This is a genomic window from Sulfitobacter sp. W027 (assembly GCF_025143985.1).
GTDB lineage: Bacteria > Pseudomonadota > Alphaproteobacteria > Rhodobacterales > Rhodobacteraceae > Sulfitobacter.
Genome location: NZ_CP083567.1, coordinates 14,309 through 32,437 on the forward strand (window position 1 = coordinate 14,309; position 18,129 = coordinate 32,437).

At 59.2% G+C, this 18,129-nt stretch carries 15 protein-coding genes and 1 pseudogene; 6 read left to right on the plus strand and 10 right to left on the minus strand.

Annotated elements, in window-relative coordinates:
* Positions 1-2: 2 nt before the first annotated feature.
* The 3 genes from K3759_RS18575 to K3759_RS18585 form a co-directional block, all read right to left on the minus strand.
* Positions 3-1,412, minus strand: coding sequence for a glycosyltransferase (locus tag K3759_RS18575; protein WP_259986431.1), 1,410 nt, complete (start codon positions 1,410-1,412; stop codon positions 3-5).
* A gap of 92 nt (positions 1,413-1,504) precedes the next feature.
* On the minus strand, positions 1,505-1,918 hold the full coding sequence (locus K3759_RS18580; protein ID WP_259986433.1) for a type II toxin-antitoxin system VapC family toxin: 414 nt from the start codon (positions 1,916-1,918) through the stop codon (positions 1,505-1,507).
* Positions 1,915-2,163, minus strand: coding sequence for an AbrB/MazE/SpoVT family DNA-binding domain-containing protein (locus K3759_RS18585; protein WP_259986435.1), 249 nt, complete (start codon positions 2,161-2,163; stop codon positions 1,915-1,917). Before K3759_RS18585 ends, K3759_RS18580 begins: the two co-directional genes overlap by 4 nt.
* 172 nt (positions 2,164-2,335) lie before the next feature.
* Between K3759_RS18585 and K3759_RS18590 the strand changes: the two genes are divergently transcribed.
* From K3759_RS18590 to K3759_RS18610, 5 genes are read left to right on the plus strand one after another with little or no spacing between them, the layout of a single operon-like run.
* Complete coding sequence (locus K3759_RS18590; protein ID WP_259986437.1) at positions 2,336-3,034, plus strand: sulfotransferase family protein; 699 nt, start codon at positions 2,336-2,338, stop codon at positions 3,032-3,034.
* On the plus strand, positions 3,031-4,332 hold the full coding sequence (locus tag K3759_RS18595; protein ID WP_259986439.1) for a hypothetical protein: 1,302 nt from the start codon (positions 3,031-3,033) through the stop codon (positions 4,330-4,332). The genes K3759_RS18590 and K3759_RS18595 overlap by 4 nt, the downstream gene beginning before the upstream one ends.
* Positions 4,319-5,356 carry an acyltransferase gene (locus K3759_RS18600; RefSeq protein ID WP_259986441.1) on the plus strand — a complete coding sequence of 346 codons (1,038 nt, stop codon included), beginning with the start codon at positions 4,319-4,321 and terminating at the stop codon, positions 5,354-5,356. Before K3759_RS18595 ends, K3759_RS18600 begins: the two co-directional genes overlap by 14 nt.
* Positions 5,353-6,675, plus strand: coding sequence for an oligosaccharide flippase family protein (locus K3759_RS18605; protein ID WP_259986443.1), 1,323 nt, complete (start codon positions 5,353-5,355; stop codon positions 6,673-6,675). Before K3759_RS18600 ends, K3759_RS18605 begins: the two co-directional genes overlap by 4 nt.
* Positions 6,672-7,844: a hypothetical protein gene (locus K3759_RS18610; protein WP_259986445.1), complete on the plus strand. Its 1,173-nt coding sequence runs from the start codon at positions 6,672-6,674 to the stop codon at positions 7,842-7,844. The genes K3759_RS18605 and K3759_RS18610 overlap by 4 nt, the downstream gene beginning before the upstream one ends.
* Here the strand turns inward: K3759_RS18610 and K3759_RS18615 are convergent.
* The 4 genes from K3759_RS18615 to K3759_RS18630 all read right to left on the minus strand — a co-directional run bounded on the left by K3759_RS18615 (position 7,742) and on the right by K3759_RS18630 (position 11,980).
* Complete coding sequence (locus K3759_RS18615; protein ID WP_259986447.1) at positions 7,742-9,085, minus strand: hypothetical protein; 1,344 nt, start codon at positions 9,083-9,085, stop codon at positions 7,742-7,744. The two genes, K3759_RS18610 and K3759_RS18615, sit on opposite strands and share 103 nt — an antisense overlap.
* Positions 9,085-9,354, minus strand: a complete 270-nt coding sequence (locus K3759_RS18620) for a hypothetical protein (protein WP_259986449.1) — start codon at positions 9,352-9,354, stop codon at positions 9,085-9,087. Before K3759_RS18620 ends, K3759_RS18615 begins: the two co-directional genes overlap by 1 nt.
* A 162-nt stretch (positions 9,355-9,516) precedes the next feature.
* Positions 9,517-10,599, minus strand: a complete 1,083-nt coding sequence (locus K3759_RS18625) for a ParB N-terminal domain-containing protein (protein ID WP_259986451.1) — start codon at positions 10,597-10,599, stop codon at positions 9,517-9,519.
* A complete protein-coding gene (locus K3759_RS18630) occupies positions 10,577-11,980 on the minus strand; it encodes an AAA family ATPase (RefSeq protein WP_259986453.1) in 1,404 nt (467 codons plus the stop codon). The genes K3759_RS18625 and K3759_RS18630 overlap by 23 nt, the downstream gene beginning before the upstream one ends.
* Before the next feature lie 578 nt (positions 11,981-12,558).
* Here K3759_RS18630 and K3759_RS18635 point away from each other — a divergent pair.
* On the plus strand, positions 12,559-13,830 hold the full coding sequence (locus K3759_RS18635; protein ID WP_259986454.1) for a replication initiation protein: 1,272 nt from the start codon (positions 12,559-12,561) through the stop codon (positions 13,828-13,830).
* 243 nt (positions 13,831-14,073) lie between these two features.
* Here the strand turns inward: K3759_RS18635 and K3759_RS18640 are convergent, their stop codons facing one another.
* The 3 genes and pseudogenes from K3759_RS18640 to K3759_RS18650 form a co-directional block, all read right to left on the minus strand.
* On the minus strand, positions 14,074-14,337 hold the full coding sequence (locus tag K3759_RS18640; RefSeq protein ID WP_259986456.1) for a hypothetical protein: 264 nt from the start codon (positions 14,335-14,337) through the stop codon (positions 14,074-14,076).
* Positions 14,338-14,426: 89 nt separating this feature from the next.
* Positions 14,427-16,550 (minus strand): polysaccharide biosynthesis tyrosine autokinase, encoded by a 2,124-nt coding sequence (locus K3759_RS18645; protein WP_259986458.1) that lies wholly within the window; start codon positions 16,548-16,550, stop codon positions 14,427-14,429.
* A 339-nt stretch (positions 16,551-16,889) separates the two neighbouring features.
* Positions 16,890-17,981: pseudogene (locus tag K3759_RS18650) on the minus strand (IS630 family transposase).
* Positions 17,982-18,129 lie beyond the last annotated feature (148 nt).

Here is an 18,129-nt window from a genome sequence, read left to right on the forward strand (position 1 = left end):
CCTTATCGCCCGCGCAATATCCCGTTCATCCCGCGGATCGAACCAAAGCGGCGCATCCCCCAGAACCTCCGGCATCGCCCGCTCCGCGCGCAGATCACCGGCACTTTAAGGCGCATCGCTTCAAGCGGTGGGATGCCAAAGCCCTCATGCAATGCAGAAAATACAAATGCTGACGCTCCTTCATAGAGCCCTCGAAGATCGCAATCCGGCACCCGGCCAAGCGCTCTGACCCGGCCAGTATCGCCCACACCCTCGGCCACAAGACCCGGCACATCGCCACCTACGAGGACCAGAGGTGGCACTTTGGTGCCACAGGCGGCATGTGCCGCGATCAAGCCGCGCAGGTTCTTGTTTGGGCTGCGGTTGCCAACGCTCAGGAAGTACCCCCCCGGCGTCAGCCCATAGCGTGCCGGAACATCGGGAGCAGGTGGCAGGCGCAACATATGATCCGCGCTATTAGGCAGGATGCGAAAGCGGTTTTCGTCAATGCTCAAACGTCGCGCCAACATCTTTGCCGAATGGTGGCTCACCGTCAGCAACGCCGCCGCGCGGCGGGCAAGGCGGGGGCGCAGGAAGCGATGGCCCAGCCGATAGCGCGCAGCATAGGCGTCTGGAATCTCCCAAAGATTAGCGTCATGCAGGCACAGTACATGGGCGCGGTGCATCGGCGGGCCGCTATTGCCGAGACTGATCAGAACGCCCTCTCGGCTTGCCCGCCAAAGCGCGCCTTGCTCCCACAAATGCCCGCTCCCGCCCGGTACATGACGCAGACGCAAAAGCTGCCAGCCCGGCGTATCGACCCTCTTTGGCACCAACACCTCTATCGTGCCACGCTGGTCGCGCAATCGGCAGGCAGCGCCGGATTGCGAAACCGCGCGACATCCATGCCTGAACGCACGCAATGCACCCGTCCGCGTCGCGCGATCCCCGCCCAGACATAGGCCCGGCCCACCGCTTCGGAGACGCCGATAAACACGTCTGTTTGCCGCGCGGCCAGCCGTTCTGCCGCCAGATATAGTCTGCGTTTTGCGGGGGGGGGGGACGCCTTCGAACGGGATGATATGAACCCCATTCGCCACCACCGCCTCCGGCACAGTCCGCGCGGCGAGGCGTCCAAGAATCCCGGCTTTGCTTTGGTGGGTATGGATCACGTCTGGCTGCAACGCGCGGTAGATCCGGCGCAGGCGAAGCACGGCACGCATGTCTTGCACCGGATGGATCTGGTGAACCATTTCCGGCAGGAGGATCCGGGTCAGCACCCGCGGCAAATGATCCTCCCAATAGGGATCAGGCGCTGCACCGTGGATCAGAGAGACCCGATGCCCCTGCGCAATCTGCCAACGACAGGTCTCAAGCGTATTCTCTTCGGAACCGGCCCGCAGAAGGCGTGTAAGCAGGTGAACGATATGCATCGGCATCCCTCGAAGCCCGGGCTTCCACCCATTTCGAACGCTGCCAACTTCAGGCCTAAATTCTTACCAGATCCTTAACAAAGGCGATTTTCTTAGAATCTACCTTTAACCGGGACGATGACCTCGACAGTCGGATAATAGCTGCGGTAGCGCCCCAGATCGCGGGTCAATAGCGGCAGACCACGCACCGCCGCATGGGCACCAATAAAGAAATCGGGCAAGACACCGCTACGCGTACCGCCCGCCTTGCGGTACTTGCGAAAGACCTTTCCGGCCAAAAACAGTGCGGCATCTGGAATGGGCTCACGCTTTAATCCGATGCCGGTGATGGAGGCATCAAGCTGTTCTTTGCTATCATAACGCACCGAAAGCTCAGCATAGATCACGTCGTTAATTAGCAGCGGGCCGACCAGCGAGGCCGCTTCGAGCTGCGCAATCGACCAATCCGCAAACTGCGGATTGTCTGTCACCAAATCCAACAGCACATTGGTATCAACCAGCGTCAAGCATCTGGCTCCGCTGGCGAATCCCGTGTCAGCGCCATGATGGCGTCGGTATCCATCCCTGCCCCCGCATGGCCGCGAAACTTGGCAAAACGGCTCTTGGCCGGCCCCTCTTCTTGCGGGACAAGTTCCACCCGGCCATCACGGGTGCAGCGAAAGCTGACCTTGCTGCCCGCATGCAGGCCCAAAAGGTCGCGCACGGCCTTGGGGATGGTCACTTGGCCTTTGGATGTCACGGTAGTCTGCATCGGAATCGCCTTTGGTAAGGAATTGTAATTCCAAAGTATTACTTACCCGACCTCTTTTCAAGCTCCCACCGCGCGTGCCGCTGCAAACTCCGTTAAGCGCCCGTTAACCAAAGCGCTGCAATCCTTTCGGAATCCCTAGCGCGGCACCGCCCGCCAAGCCGACGAAAGCCCTATGCCCCGGATCATCTACATTCACGTACCGGAATGCGGCGGCTCCAGCTTTGGCGCAGCGCTGCAACTGCGGCATTTCCTGTCACAGGCGGTGATTAACCTTGATCCCGGAGATCCCACGCTCCCTACCGGGCCTCGCATACGCGCAGATTACGCACACCGCCGGGTGCAACTGCACCGGCTGGTGTCCCGGCGCATTCGGATGATCTCGCGCCTTGTGCAATACGACCCCGAGCTCCAGAACAACGCTGCAAGAGACTATATCTTCGTCACCCTTCTGCGCGATCCCGTGGCGCGTTTCGTGTCGCATTATAACTACCTGCAACGCCGCCACCCCGCCCCCTCACGACCGGCCACATTGGCGGCCTTCCTTAACTCAGCCGACGCCGCGCGGCTCGCCTCGCAGTACCTCTTTTACTTCGCGGGTCAGAGCCTTCAACCGGACCAAGACCCCGCACCGCTCATCGCCCGCGCCATCGCATCACTTGCGCGTTTCGACATTGTCGGCGACCTGTCCGAACCCCGTGCGTTTGCCCAGCAGTTGCAGCGCCACATCGGCACCCCCCTCCCCCTTTGGCGGCGCAACGCGGCCCCCGCGCCGACGAAGGTCCCAGCCGATCTTCGCCCAAGGATCGAAGCACTCTGCGCCGCTGACATCGCCGTTTACCAAGCCGCCCGAACCGCACGCATCGCCGCATGAGACGGGCACTCTCCCCCCTCTCGCTGCTGCTCATCTGTTGGAGCCTATCCGGCGTTGGTGTCGCCCTCACCCTCGCTTATCTCGACCGCCTCGATCTGGTGCAAACATTCATGCGCCGCGAAGACCTCAGCCTCTCGGCCTTCACCGCCACCGGGTTGGCTTGGCTGCTCTTGGCTCTGCTGGCCTATGCCGTGGGCGATACCGCCGCGCGTTTCACACAGCACCGTCCCGCCTCGATGCAGATCAACCCAATCCGCGCGGGCTATCTTACTGTGGCCCTCAACCTCCTCCTGCTCGGGGTTACCGCACTTTGGATCGCCACCACAGCGGCCAAGACTGGCGGGCTGATCAACCTCGCTGCCCTCGCCTCTCTCGACAGTTTGGCCACCCGCGATCTGCTGTTGGAGAACAAGCTCTTCACCGGCATGCGTCTGTTCTACGCTGCCCTGCCCGCCACGGCCTGTCTGGCTACAGCGCTCTTGTGCTTCGGCCCCCTGCCCCGCCAAATCCGTGGCCTGTTGCTCGCCACCCTGATCGGCAACACGCTGGCTCTTTTCATTCTACCAATCGTTATGAGCCAACGCCTGCTGCTGCTGCAACTGGTCCTGTCATGCTACCTCGTCGCCTGCCTGATCCAGGGGAGGCTGGTCGGCTGGGGCTGGAGCCTTCTGGCCGCGGCCCTCTTCCTCGGCCTTTGGATGATGCGTGAGGCGATCATCAATCCAATGACCCACCGCTCGACCCTCGACATCGGCACGCAGGAACTAGCCTTTTACCTCGTCAATGACATGTGGAACGGCTCTGCCCCGCTCGCGGTCGAGATTCCGCACACGTGGGGTGCCTTGAACCTAGAAGGATCGATGTTTCTCACCTTCACCGACAGCTATTTCGCCCACATCCTCGCCCCCCGCACCGACGCGCTGCAAGCCGTGCTGGGCGGCGGTGAATTCCCCTTTCTCACCGCCGCCTACGTCGATTTCGGACCGGTGCTCGGGGCGCTTTTCCTTGCCGCCGTGGGCTTTCTGATCCGACGCATTTTCATCCACGCACGGCGTTCACTTGGCTTCGCGGTGGCCTATTCGCAGATCGGCGCATCGCTGATGTTTTCCAGCCACTCCATCTATTTTACCCATCAGAACCTTTTGTTCTCACTCGCTCTGATCGCGGGCCTCCTCAGACTGGCAAAGCAACAGCCTGCGGCCCCGCCCCTGCCAAACGGTCTGACCCGCCCGGCCACTGTGTTCCCGTCCCAAAGACGCTCCCTTCCCGCAAAGGCGCCCCTGCATGAGCGCGCCTAAGCTCCCCGGCCTTCAGGCGCTCCGCGGGCTTGCCGCCGTGATGGTGCTGATCGGCCATGTCTTGGCCGAGGCCGAGCATTACTTCGCCCTCCCCCTGCCCGGTGACGCCATCCCATGGACACGAGGTGTCGATATCTTTTTCGTCATTTCCGGTTTCGTCATCACCCTCTCCGCGCAGCGCTACAGAGGCCGCCCGCGCGCCTTTCTCTGGCGACGCCTGCTGCGCGTCGCTCCGCTCTACTACCTCTTCACCACGCTCATGGTCGCCGCCCTGTTGCTCCTGCCCGCTACCGTCAAAGACACCCCGCTCGACCCCGGGCAGATCATCAGCTCCTACGCTTTCTTCCCCTACGCCCGCCCCGATGGCCGTATCGCGCCGGTGCTGTCGCTGGGTTGGACCCTCAATTACGAGATATTCTTCTACGTGCTGATGGCACTCTGCCTCGCGCTGCCGCGCCCCCTTTTGACGGTTTCGGGCCTATTGGCCGCCCTCGCCGCGCTCGGGTCAACCGTCAGCTTTCACCTGCCGCAATTCGCCTTCTGGACAAACCCACTGATCCTTGAATTCCTCTTTGGCCGCCCTCGCCCGCCTCTGGCAAAGCAGTTGGACCCGGCCCCACCTGATCCTCTGCATTCTGTCCCTCGCCCTCGGCTTCGCCCTCCTCATCGCCCTCAACCCGCTCCCCCTGCCCCGCTTCCTCGCCGCGGGTCTCCCGGCCGCGCTGATCGTCGCGGGTCTCCCGGCCGCGCTGATCGTCGCGGCAGGCACGCTTTTCTGCCCAACCGCGCAATCCCCGGACAACTGCTCGGAGACGCCTCCTACGCACTCTACCTTTCGCACCGCTTCGCCCTGCGCGCGGCTACCGTCTTGCTCCTGCCGCTCCTCCCCGCAACAGACCTCGGTGCTTGGGCCTACGTCGGAACAACCTGCCTCGCGGCGCTCTGCCTCGGCACCCTCACCCATCTGCTGTTAGAGCGGCCCTTCCTAATGGCCCGCCAAACCCCAAAGGCAGCCCCCGCATGAGCCCGCGTTTCTGGTCTTTCGCCCTGCAATGGTCCCGCGTTGGCATAAACGCGGGCCTCTTCCTCATCGCCGCACGTTTCCTCACCCTGGCCGAGATCGGCGCTTTCGCCACCGCCTACGCCCCCATCCGTCTGACCCAAGGACTACATAAAGCCGGGATCGGTGAAAGCGTGATCATCCTCACCCCCCGCCAACTCCGACAAGACGCCCTCTTCGCCCTGTCGCTCGGCAGCGGCATCGCCCTCACGCTCTGTTGCGCGGCCATAGGCTTCGCCCTCAACGCCGCGCTGCTCATCGGCCTCAGCGCCATCCCCCTCCTTCACAGCATCAGCGCGGTCTCCGAAGGGATCCTCCGTCAGCGCCTTCACCTCCGCGCCCTCGCGCTGCGCACAATGGTCAGCCAATCCATCGCCGGAGCCCTCGCCCTTTGGATGTTATCAAAGGGCCTCGGCCCGTGGGCATTGGTAGCTTTCGCCCTCAGCCACGCCACCATAAATACGACACTGTCCTGCCACTTGGCCGCATGGCGCCCCAAAAGCCGCCCCAACTGGCAATATCAGAGACTAATAGGTGTTTTAGTGATCGAAATCTCGTCACGAGACCTTCTCAGCACCGCCCTTTTCCCCCTCATGCAACTCGTCACCGCCCTCGCCTTCGGGCTCCCCGCTGCCGGGCCCTTTCAAATCGCCACCCGCATACTCAGCCTGATCGAAGCTCTCAGCCTCTCGCCCCTGCGCTTCCTCGCCCTGCCGCAACTCCGCCGACTACCAGCCGCCGAACGGGCAGCTGCCTTACCTGAGCATCTCCGTCTCACCGCCACGCTCTCCCTATGGGTCTGGAGCGTCACGCTCCTCACCGCCCCTGACATCCTCCCCCTGCTCATCGGCACAGCCCCAGCAGAGGCCGCCACACCGATCCTCATCGCCCTCACAGGCTTCGGCCTGCTATCGGCCCTGCTCATGCCGATCAACCAAGCCCTCATCGCCGCCGGCCACACCCGCCTAATGCTCCACCGCGCGGCGCTGCTTGTGACACTAACCTGCGTTTTCGCGCCCTTCGCTCCCTCCCCCGCCGCCCTCGCCGCCTCAATCAGCCTTGCAGCGCTCCTGACCACCCTATGGCACCTCTCCCGTGCCCTGCCGCGCCTAGGCCTCTCCCTCGCCACCCTATCGTCCCTCGCCCCGCCCCTCTGCACGGTCGCTGCGATTGCCGCGCTCTTCACCCTGCTCCCGCCCCTGCCCGTCCCGGCGCAACTCACCCTCGGAAGCGCCCTTTACGGCGCGTTCCTCCTGATCCCCTACCGCAGGATAGTCACATGAAACGCGTGGTCCTTCTTACAGGTGATTTTCCCTTCCAGAAACGCCGCCCTAGCATGCTCTGGGTCTCCCATCACCTCCGCGCGGCGGGCTGGCATATGACCCATGTAACTGTCGGTTATAGCTGGCTGTCCAAGGTCTTCGGAGATGTCCGCCTGACCGCTCTCGACAGCCCGCCGCACCACGACATTTACCATCACGACCCGCAGCTCACATCGATCTACAGCCTGCCGCCTATCCACCCGGTCAAAACGCGGAACACCCAGTTCAACAGGCTCCTAGAACCCGCCTTTAGCCTCTTTACCAACCACTGGCGCCGTCTCCTCCGCACGCCGCTGTCCCGCGCGGAGCTCGTTATATGCGAAAGCGGCCCGCCGGTCCTGCTCGGGCCACTGCTGGCCGAACAGGCCCCGCAGGCCGCCCGTATTTACCGTGTCTCGGACGACATCCGCCTCCTCAATGCCCCGGATATCCTCCTCCGCGCCGAGCGAGATCACCGCCATTTCACCCGCATCAGCACCGCCAGCCCCCATATCGCCGCCCGTTTCACCGACCACCCGAACGTCACTATCGACCCTATTGGCATCCCCCACCAAGACATAAGGGTCAGCACTGCTGACCCTTCCCCGACCCCCCGTACCGGCCCCATCGCCGTCTGTGCGGGGACCACGCTACTGGACATCCCCGCCCTCCCCCGTCTGGCCGACGCGCGCCCGAACTGGCAAATCCACGTCCTAGGCCGCCTGCGCCAAAGCCCGCCTGCGCGGCACAACATCACGTGGCACGGCGAGCAGGACTTCAACACCACCCTCGCCCATATCGCCCACGCCGACATCGGCCTCGCCCCCTACCGCGATGAACCGGGCGTCGAGTATCAGACGACCAATTCCAATCGGATCCTGCTCTACCGTCACCACGGGCTGCCAACCCTCGGTCCAGATCGGCTCTGCCATCCGACCCTACCCTCGATTATCGGCTATAATAGTCCCAAAGCACTCGATCGCTGCGAAACCTGGACCCGCCAACCCGAAGCAGTGCTAGATTGGAAGGAATTGGCCCAAAGCCTGTCTCAAAACGGCGTTACAGAGCCGCCAGAGGTCACATCAACCCCACCCGATAAGGCGAAAAAACTGCGTGTAAACACTGTGCCCGCGTTGGCCTGCAAAGCATAATTCTCCGCCTGCCCTGCCGCATCGCCGCTGCAATCCTGCAGCCACATCAATGCATCGTTCGAACATTTGAACGCGACCGAGCTGCCATCCACATCCCGCGCGACGGCCCGGCACCCAGCCGCCCAAGTCTCGGTCGATTGAATGACATGTACTTCGGTCCCGTTGCGCGACAGGTCGAAATCGCCGCCCAACAGGATCGCCGGCACCCCGTCATGGGTGGTGAACCCATTGCAAGAGGTCGCCGTGCTGAACCCATTTCGCCAGCCAGAGCAGCCCTGCAACAGCACATGCATCCCCGCCGTGCCGTCCTCATGGAATGACCATCCGTCCTTGGCCCCGCCCGAGGCGTCGCAATCGAAGAAGGCCACCAACCCATCCGTCCGCCGCACCCGCGCCGCATCCTGCAAGGCGGTCGGGCTCGACGGCGCGGAATAGCGAAAGGAGCAGTTCACCCCGACGATGTTGCGCGAAGCCACCGCATCAAAATGCAGCGCACCGCTGATCCCCCACTCGCAGTGGACATTCTCAAGGTAGAAATCCCTGTCATGGGTCATGAAACGCGCCCCATGAAAGGATCGGATCACCGCGATACTCTCCGTTCCCGGCGTTCCACCTACGTTGACATGCAGCAGCGTTCCGTCATGCACCCAAGTGTTGACCGTCGCAGCACAGGCAGCAACATCCGCAGCCTCGCTCAACTCGGCATAGAGCCCCTCGTCGGTCAGCAGATCGCAGCGAAACACCCGGCGGACCGAGCTTTTACTCGCCGTGAATGCCCCCCCCACATCGCTCCAAGTCACCGAGAATGGCCCCGCACGATAGCGCAAAGCACCAGCCCAGCCGATCACGGCAACCGGCTGGTCTGGCTCGTCATTGCCGTTCCGGGTAAAGCCTGCTTCGGCATAGTCACCCGGTTTCACCAGAACTCGATAGGCCGCACCGGTTGCATTGCCTGCCACAAAGGCCGCGTGAATGGTCCGCTTCGCATTTGCAAAATCTCCATCCGCGCTGCCCAAGCCGCTATTGCCGTCATCGCCAGCCACGCCATCCACATGGAAAGCCGCCCCGCTCCAAATCGCAGGATCAACCATATTGCGCGGCTCAACCCCCGCGCGGTAGACCCCGCAAACCCGCTCTATCTCGACGTCAAAGCGCGTCCGATCCCAGCTAAACCCCGTTGGAAAGGCGATAGGTACCCGGTTGCGGTAAGGCGCGAATGAGCCCAATCCGACCCCCAGCATCAGACCAACCCCTTGATGCCTGCCGCCGTCGTTCCCGTCGCCAGCACCCTCGCGATGCGGAGCGGATAGATCACACCGGGTGCCAAGCCGGGCAGGGTGATCACGTCCCCATTCTTCAATACGACCGCCATATCGCCTGCGGTCGCGACCATCACGCCTCGGGTCATTTGCGCAAGGTCAACGCTGTCATTCGGGGTCACGTCAAAGCCGCCGCAGATGGGGTCGGTCAGTCCGCCATGGTGATCTTGAAAATTGTCGAGAATGGGCATCGCGGCCTCCTTTAAACACTGAAAGCGACAGCATCGGAGGCGGGGATTAATGCACCTTGAAAGCACCGTACGGTGCAAGAAGGGCAGGGGGTTTCGCACGCGAAACCTAAAAGAGTGGCGATAAATGAGGGGAGGTTTCGCGTGCGAAACCTCCTCTAAATCTCAAATTTCCTCGAGGAGATACTTGATCCGGTCCATGACCAATTCGATCATTTCTTCGTTCACATGGTCGCCCCGAATTCGAATGGCATAGCCATCTTCCGTCTGCACCCGCTCCATGGTGACATCATTGGCCAAGCGAACCGGCTTTGACCGCTCGACAACCTTGCGGGGCCGACCGCCCCGCTTCGGGTCGACGCCCACCCCTTCGACGGTCTCGATAAGCGGCTCCAGCACCGCCCATTCATCCTCCGCCGTGGTAACCGCATGGGATTCCAGCGCTGTCCGCATCGCCTCGCTCTGCCCGGCCCGTAACCCGGTCGCAATCCGGAGACACTGCCGCTCGCTAAGCTCAGGCCCAAAGCGCAGCATATCGCCCAATTCCTCATGCACCAAAGCAAAGGATCGGATCTTAGACCGTTTCGCCTTGCTGGCCGAAGAAAACAGCGTCGCCACGGCTTCATCGACCGTCGCGAAAACCCCGTCATGCACCGTGATCGCCGCAGCCCGACCGCGCTCATATTGGCTGAGCCCGGTGCGGATTTCATTTTCTTCGATCATCGCCACAATTGCATCGGCCAATGTATCTGGCTTGCGCACGAAAGCCTGAATCGTCTGGTGCCGTTCGCCCCCCGAAAGCGCGTTCAACTCCCGCACAGCGGCCAAGCGACGAAAGCCCGAGATCAGGGCATATTTGCCAGCCGCTTCGGGGTTAGACGGCTCAAAAACTTCAATCGGAAGCCGCAGCCCATGGTCCGCAATCGAACGTCTCAGCTCCGCCAGATCTTCCTCATCCATCTTCAAACGGTCACGGCTAAGCGCATCCGCCGTGATTTCATGAAGCGGCACTTCCGTCAGGACGAGACCTTTTTCCCGTGCCAACCGAAGCGCCTTCGCATCGGCCTTATCGCGCGCGTTTTCTTCGCGCAGATGCTGGGGCAAGGGGTCTTTATGCCGGACCGCATCCGCCGCCACATCAGCGATCGGCGCGCGGGTGCCAATACGGGAGGTTTCGCGTGCGAAACCCTCCTCAATTTCCTTAAGCGCCTCTGCCGAGGGGACTTCAAGCTGTCTGCGTTTCGCCATTCTCGGCCTCCTTCCGTTCCTGATCATCGCGCCACCAAGCGCCCAGCAAAATCTCTTTGAACTCAGCATAGGTCCGGTCAAAAGTCTCCCGGCCTCGCGTATAGGTCTCGCGATTGAAGTCCCGATAATCGGCTTCGTAAATCCCGTTCACGCTCTCCCCGGCTTGCCCGACCATCGCCGTGAATTCCTGCCGATAGGTGTTGGTCATGTCACCGAAATAGGCCTGGATCACATTCGCCAGATCTGTCTGCTGGCTGGCATCAAACCGCGTGATAATCGCCCGGACCACATCCCATTCAAACTTCATCTCCGGCAGCCCTTCCCGCCGCCGCGCCGCGTTCTCTCCCTCCTCAATCGAGGCGAAGGTCGAGTAAAGCATATCAAAGAACCGCCCCGTGGAATCGAACTCTAAAAAGGACGCCCCTAAAGGCACCAAAATGATATCTGCCGCCGCCAAAGCGTTGATGGTCAAATAGCCGAGGGCAGGGGGGGTATCGAGCAAGATGATATCATACTCATCCAGAGCTCCCCCCGCCTCCAAGGCCGAAGAAAGAGCATCCCACAAAGCCCAATGCCGCAAGGCCATCCGCCAGACGGGGATCTGGAACTCAGCCCAGTAAAGGTTCAGCTGCGCGCCGACCAAGTCGATGTTGGGCCAATGGGTCTTTTGAATGACGTCTTTGAGCGAGATCGTCAAAGCTTCCGTCAGGGTCTCATCCAGCGGAATCTCAGGCTCTGCTGCCGCCGCGCGGACGCGGTTCTCGGCCTGCACCTGCACCGCATAATCGCGTGCGAGCAGGGGGAAAATCGTCTGCCATTCGTCCTGAACCTGGCCGCCCATGATCGAGGTCATCGACCCTTGGGAATCAAGGTCCACCACCAGTACTTTGTAGCCGTCTAATGCTGCCGACATCGCCAAATGCGCCGCGGTTGAGGTCTTGCCGACGCCGCCCTTAAAATTGGCGACTGCGACCACTTTTGCGGGCAGCCCTTTTGGCCGGTACGGGCGGTATTCCTTGGTGCTGACACCCTCTTCGGCAAAGTGATTTCGCAGCGTCAGAATCTCTTCGAGGCTGAACCGTTTTGCGCTGCCGGATCCTTCGCCCTGAGGAAGCTCGGGGTGTTTGTTTAACACCCTCCGTAGATGCGCTGGAGCCACGGGGATGAGGTATCGGCAAATCTCCCACGTCGAAAATTTTCGAAGCTTTTTCTGGCCATCTGGGGCATAACCGCGTTTAGCGAGATCTGCTCTGCCGCGACCGGCGAATGCGGCGGCTTTTGCGAATCGGGCGGTGTCTACTGGATCGCTGAGTTTCGCTGCTGCGGCCTTGGGGTCCAGATTGAAATAGGGGGGCAGGGGGGTGCCCGACTTCTTGTCCATGTTGTGATGCCTCAATCAGATCATCATTATTCGATGTTATCACCCTAATCATCGCACATCTTTTTTGGAATGGGAATCGGTAACGGTTGATGTACTTGTTTGGTAGAGGAGACGGTTTCGCACGCGAAACCTATCTTTTCATCCTCAAATTTATCGAAGAAAAAGCCTCATAGTTTGTTATTGTTTATTAATTATAGAATCTTTGCATTCAAATTATACCAGTAAGACAAAGGCTTATAGTCACTTAGGCACCCATCTACAGGTCGATGGGTGCCCGCTTACGGGCTGTCGGGAACCAGTATGCAGTATAGCGGGTGCTGATTCGCAGTAGGATGGGTGCCGATGCGCGGGAGCGGCCTGAAAACGGTGAATTAGGCGAACTTTGGGTGGTTGGTCGCTCATGTGCGAGGCCAAAATCTTGGTGAAAACTGGTTAGGGACCCGTTTCCGGGATGAGTGTTTCCCGTAGACGGGTCCCCATTGAATGATTGAGATCAGGCACCTTTTGAGCAATAATGGGGAGAGGGTCACCCAAGAGCGCGAAGCGTCAGAGGCGGTGGCGGTAGAGCAGAGACCGACATGAGCAGCAGCATTCTCCATGACAGGTTAACCGGTGCCCTTCGCCGGCAATCGGTGAAAAAGAACGTGGCTGCGATCCATGTGTCGGGAAAGCTCACTCTTTTGCAGCGGAAGCTTAGCAATGTCTTGCTGCTGAATGCCTATGACACGCTGGTGACGCGAAACAAACACCAGATCGACGCGCGGACGTTGTGCATGATGGTGGGGTATAATTCCAACGATATGGACACGCTGAAGCAGTCCCTTCGCAGTTTGGCCGAGACCACGGCGGAATGGGATATGTTGGATGCCAATGGGCGACAGGAATGGGGTGTTTCGGCGCTTTTGTCCTATGCAAAGCTGTCGGCAGGGGTCTGTGAGTATGCGTATTCACCGGCTCTGGCGGAAAAACTGCACGATCCTAAAGTCTTTGCGTTGATCAATTTGAACATCCAGCGGCGCTTTACCTCGGGCCATGCTTTGGCGCTCTATGAAAATTGCTATCGGTTTTTGCGTACCGGCTCGACCGGATGGTGGCCTATCGACTTGTTTCGCCGTCTTATGGGGGTGGATGGCAGCGCCTATTATGAAAGCTTCAAGCACCTGAATGCCAAAATTATCAAACCGGCTGTGGCAGAGGTGAATAAAACGTCAAATATCCTGATCACGCCTGAGCTGCATAAGATGGGCCGTCAGGTCAGCGAAATTCGGTTTCTTATCAAAGAGAACCCCCAGCTTGCGATGCTCGACATCGATGATGGCGAAGGTCTGCGGCAGGGGGCAGTTTATACCGCCCTCATGGAACTGGGGGTTTCTGACCGGCTGGCGCGGCAGTGGATTTCTGAGCATGGCGAGGATTATGTCTCGGAAAAAATTGCTTATTTGAAGGGCAGGGGGGGCGTTGATAGCCCTGTCGGATACCTCAGGGCTGCGTTGAAGAACGACTATAAGGCTGAAAAGCCCGTGGCGCCGACGCCCAAGGCAAAGGCCGACGCCGTTGTGCGCAGTGCTCAGACCGCCGCATCTGACGCTGCCGAAGAAGAGCGCGCCCAAGTCGTCGAAGGGGAGCGCAAGGTGCGGGCCGCGATCATGGCAAGGGTTCAGGAGATTGTTGAATCTCGCTCTCCGACGCAGAGGGACGCAGACCGCAAGCTCTTCTTGGCTTGGTTGAGCGATGAGCTTTTGAAATCCGAGTTCTCTCGGCTGGGCTGGAAAGCGGCCCTATGCGCGTCCGAGATGCGCGCCTTTTGGGAAGACCTGATCCCGGACGCTTTTGGTGAAGAGCAGTCATAAGCTCGGCGTTTAAGATGTCCTTGCCCAGCCTCCTAACATTTTATCCTAATCCTTTGAACGGTAAGTGCCAGTCGGCTTCTAATGGGAACCGAGGATTTGTGTGGCTCCAAAAAAAAGCCGCCCGGCAAGTTAGCACCGAGCGGCTTATTGGCTGTAGACAACCATTTAATTATCTCTCGGTTGAAACTGCATGCCGTTCGATGAATCTGTCACATCAAACGGCACGTCAGAACCCGAATGGTATCAATCCGTGTCGGTCGTACCAGTTGTTCCGTTCGAGCCTCCGCCGGCTGCCGCTGCCAACACCGCCGCAGCACCCAAACCGACAAGGCCGACGCCAACAGGGCCCAGGCCTCCAAAACCAAGGCCCCGTGGTGGGACCGGCACTACGACTTGGCTGTTGACGTCTACGATAACCTTGTCGTCGGGGGCTGCCTCAAACCCACCTGCCGAAGCGGCGATGGGCAGGGCCAGAGATACGGCAGCGATGGCAAAAAAGGATTTCATAATATGGGCTCCACTTTTACTCCTGCAATATCGCAGGGAATTTGATACAACACTATCAAAGCTCAGCGACCCGATGCAAGAGGGATTGTTCAACTCTGATAGTAACCTGAGTATGTGCCGTAGCGATCACCATAACCGTAGCGTTTCATCTTGCTATTGTCGATCTGGCCCAGAACCAAACCGCTCACCTTAAGGTTCACGCTCTGAAGGGCTTTCAGACCGTCAAGTACCTGCCGGTGAGATGTGTTATCCCAATGCACGGTATAGATAATAGCATCCACCAACTGGCCAATTACGCGGGCATCTGGGACGGCTAGAACGGGAGGGGTATCGATGATGATGTGATCGTAATAAGCGCGGAGTTCTTTAATAAATTCGGCAAATGTCTTCGATGAGAATAAATCTGCCGCGTTGATGCGGGATGTCTCGCCAAACAATACATCGGCCCCTAGTGTTTCATCATGAACAATCGCTTGATCGAGCGTGATTTCCCCCGATATTACCGACAAAAACCCCTTATGCACATCATGGCCGAAGTATTCGTTCAGCACCCGGCGCCGCAGGTCTCCTTCGATAAGGAGAACTTTTGCGCCGAGGCCCGCAAAGTTTTGGGCCAAAGCAATCGACTGAGTCGTCTTTCCTTCCCCGGGAACTGAGGATGTGGACATGATAACCTTGGGCGGGGTGTCGAGGTTTGCAAGCAAGAGAGAGGTACGCAAGTTTCGGACCGCCTCCGCTGCAGCCGAATTTGGCTTTTGTGTAAGGTATTCCAGAACGTTCTTACGATGCTTGGCCGGAATTTTCGGGATTTGTCCGATGACCGAGTAGCCTGTCTTATTCTCAAGATCTTCGGGGGTTCGAAATGTATTCTGCGCCATCTCTCGCAGCAATACGAGGCCGGCTCCTGTCATCAGGCCTAAGATCATAGAAAGCGCCAATATCCGTGATTTGCGCGGCGCGGAGGGGCCAGATGGTACCACGGCACGGCTGAGAACCCGGCTGTCGGCCTGTTGGATGCCCTGTTGAATGCTGGTTTCCTTTAGTCGACTGAGAAAAGCCTCGTAAAGCAGGCGACTCGCTTCAACCTCGCGTTGCAGTTGTTCCAGAGTGACCAACTCTTTCGATTGTTTGTCGATGCGTGCGGAAACGTCCTCGATAGAAGCCTCTATTGCGGTGAGTTGGGACTGAGAACGCGCAACCTCAAGCTCTACTCTCGCTACAAGCGCGTCCGCTCTCGTGCTAAAGGCCGACTGGCTACCTGCCGTTCCATCCTGCAGCTGTCGCAGCGCTTGGTTAAGCAAGCTGTCTTCGGCGATCTCTGCGAAGGCTGCCAAATCACCCTGTCGGGCCGCGCGTAGAGCCTCCAACTCTTCAGTTGTTGCCTTAACCTGAACAGCGAGGGTGAGGCGGCGATCTCTCAGTTCCTTTAACTGCCGATTAAGTCCAGCAAGCGTTTCGACATTGACCAGTTCTGTATTCGTCGAAAAATCCTTTAATCTGGCCTGAGCACTTTCAAGCTCAATCTGAAGCCCACTGACGCGTTCACTAAGCCAAGCGGTTGCCTGCTCAGTTTTTTCGAACTTAACAGCAATTTGGCTTTGGATGTAGAGTTCGGCAAGCCGGTTCGCGATTGCGGCGGACTTTGCTGGGTCCTCTGTCGTAGCATTGATCAAAAAAACAAAACTCTGGCGCAGATTGGAGGCCGAAGTTGCCGCGAGAACAGCATTAATTGTTGAGTCTAGGATGGCGCGGTCTGAGGTAGGGGCAGGTGCGGCGGGCTCCTTAAAAAGACCCCGAAGAAACCCCACAACCTGTCCTAAAGAAAACCGAGGACCCGGCTGCAGCCGCCTATTAAACTCAGGGTCTTCTAGAAGGTTCATGTCCAGCACTAGGTCTTCGATCAGGCCGCGCGACCTGAGAACCTCGACTTCGGTATTGATCGTAGATTGATCACCACCTAGGCCCGTGACGACGCTCTCGATATCCATAACTTGTTCTTGCCGGCTTTCTAGCGCGACGGCGGCTTTGGCGGTATAGACTGGGACGGCTACGCCATAGGCGTAATAACCTCCGATAAGCAACCCCAACAGGCCCGCTAAGGCAATCCAAAGCTTGCCGCGCCAAAGAGTGTGGAAAAGGCTAGCAAGATCGATTTCGTCGTCGCTCTGCTGGTCTTGACGATTGATGTCCGAAATTATCGGTGACTGCTTCATAAGGTTTCCATGCCGTCTGCTCGTTTGATGCAGGTGCCTACACCGGTATGCATGTCAATGCTACGCTAGATGGCGAGGAATCTTTACAAAGCAAGCCTGACAAGGTCACGCAGCCTGTGCTCGCGGTACTAACGGGTGGCACTGAAGTGGGGTGTTTCGCGCTAACCCAACCGATTGCTACTTCGGTTTGTATTGAAAGTTCCTTCGTTAACGAAAAGCAAAGAGGGGGGTGTTTTGAATAACACACTGAAATGGCAGGTTGATTTCAAAATTCACTCCGCGAGACTGACTAAAAGTTGCTGATCGCAGCACCTACTAGTGTTCTGAGTCTGACACCTCCTACCTGTTTCCGCGAGTTTCATCGAGTTTGTTCAGTGCGCAGCGTTCCCGGGTGAGGATATCCTCTGCGGTTTTGGTCCATTTGAAGGGTTTTGGCTTCTCGTTGTGGTGGGCCAGATAGTCGTAGATCGCGGCCTCAAGGACATCGACGCTGGAATAGCTGCCGCGCCGGATGCGCCTTGACGTGATCTCGGCAAAGAAGCGCTCCACCAGGTTCAGCTATGACGCGCTGGTGGGCGTGAAGTGCAGCGTGAAGCGCGGGTGCTTTTCAAGCCAGGCCTTCACCTCAGGCGTCTTGTGGGTGGCGTAGTTGTCGAGCACCAGATGCACATCGCGCTTCGGGGGCACAGCCTTGTCGATCTGTCGCAGAAATTTTAGGAACTCCTGCGCACGATGGCGTGGCATGCAATCGCCAATGACGGTGCCTGATTTCACGTCCAGCGCCGCGAACAGCGTAGTCGTTCCGTGGCGTTTGTAAGCGTGCGTTACGGTCGCGGCACGACCCTTCTTGAGCGGCAACCCCGGTTGGGTGCGGTCGAGTGCCTGGAACTGCGATTTTTCGTCGACACAGAGCACCACGGCCCGGTCCGGTGGGTCGAGGTAAAGCCCGACGATATCTGTGACCTTCTCTTCGAACATCGGATCATTCGAGACCTTGAACCCCTTCGTGAGGTGCGGTTTGAGACCGGCCTCGGCCCATATCCGCCCGACGCTCGTCGGCGAGATGCCCATGGCCTCGGCCATCAGCGCGCGGCTCCAGTCCGTTGCATTGGGAGGGGTTTCCTGCACCGTCTTGGCAATCACCTTCAGCCTTGTTTCCACGGGCAAAGGCGGCACCCGCGAGGGTCGCGTCTTATCACGCTTGAGACCGGCCACGCCCTCATCGAGATACCGCTGCTGCCAGCGCCAGACCGTGGGTTTCGACGTGCGCGCGCGTCGCATGATCTCGAACGTACCATGACCGTCTGCTGTGGCCAAGACGATCTCGGCCCGCCAGACAAGCTTGCGCGCAGTGTTGCGGTTGCTGATCAGGGCTTGAAGCTCAGCACGGTCGGCGGGGCCAAGGTAAAGGCAGATGTTATCGCGTCTCATGCCTCAAATATGGCACATCACGCTGTCGATGGGAATCTTCTGTCAGGTGGTTAACACTAGGGGTTGAGTCTTGTATTTGCCGTGAGAATAAGTTTATGTGGCATGAATTGAGCGTAGCGTGAAAGCTGTATGATCGCCTCCGCGGGCT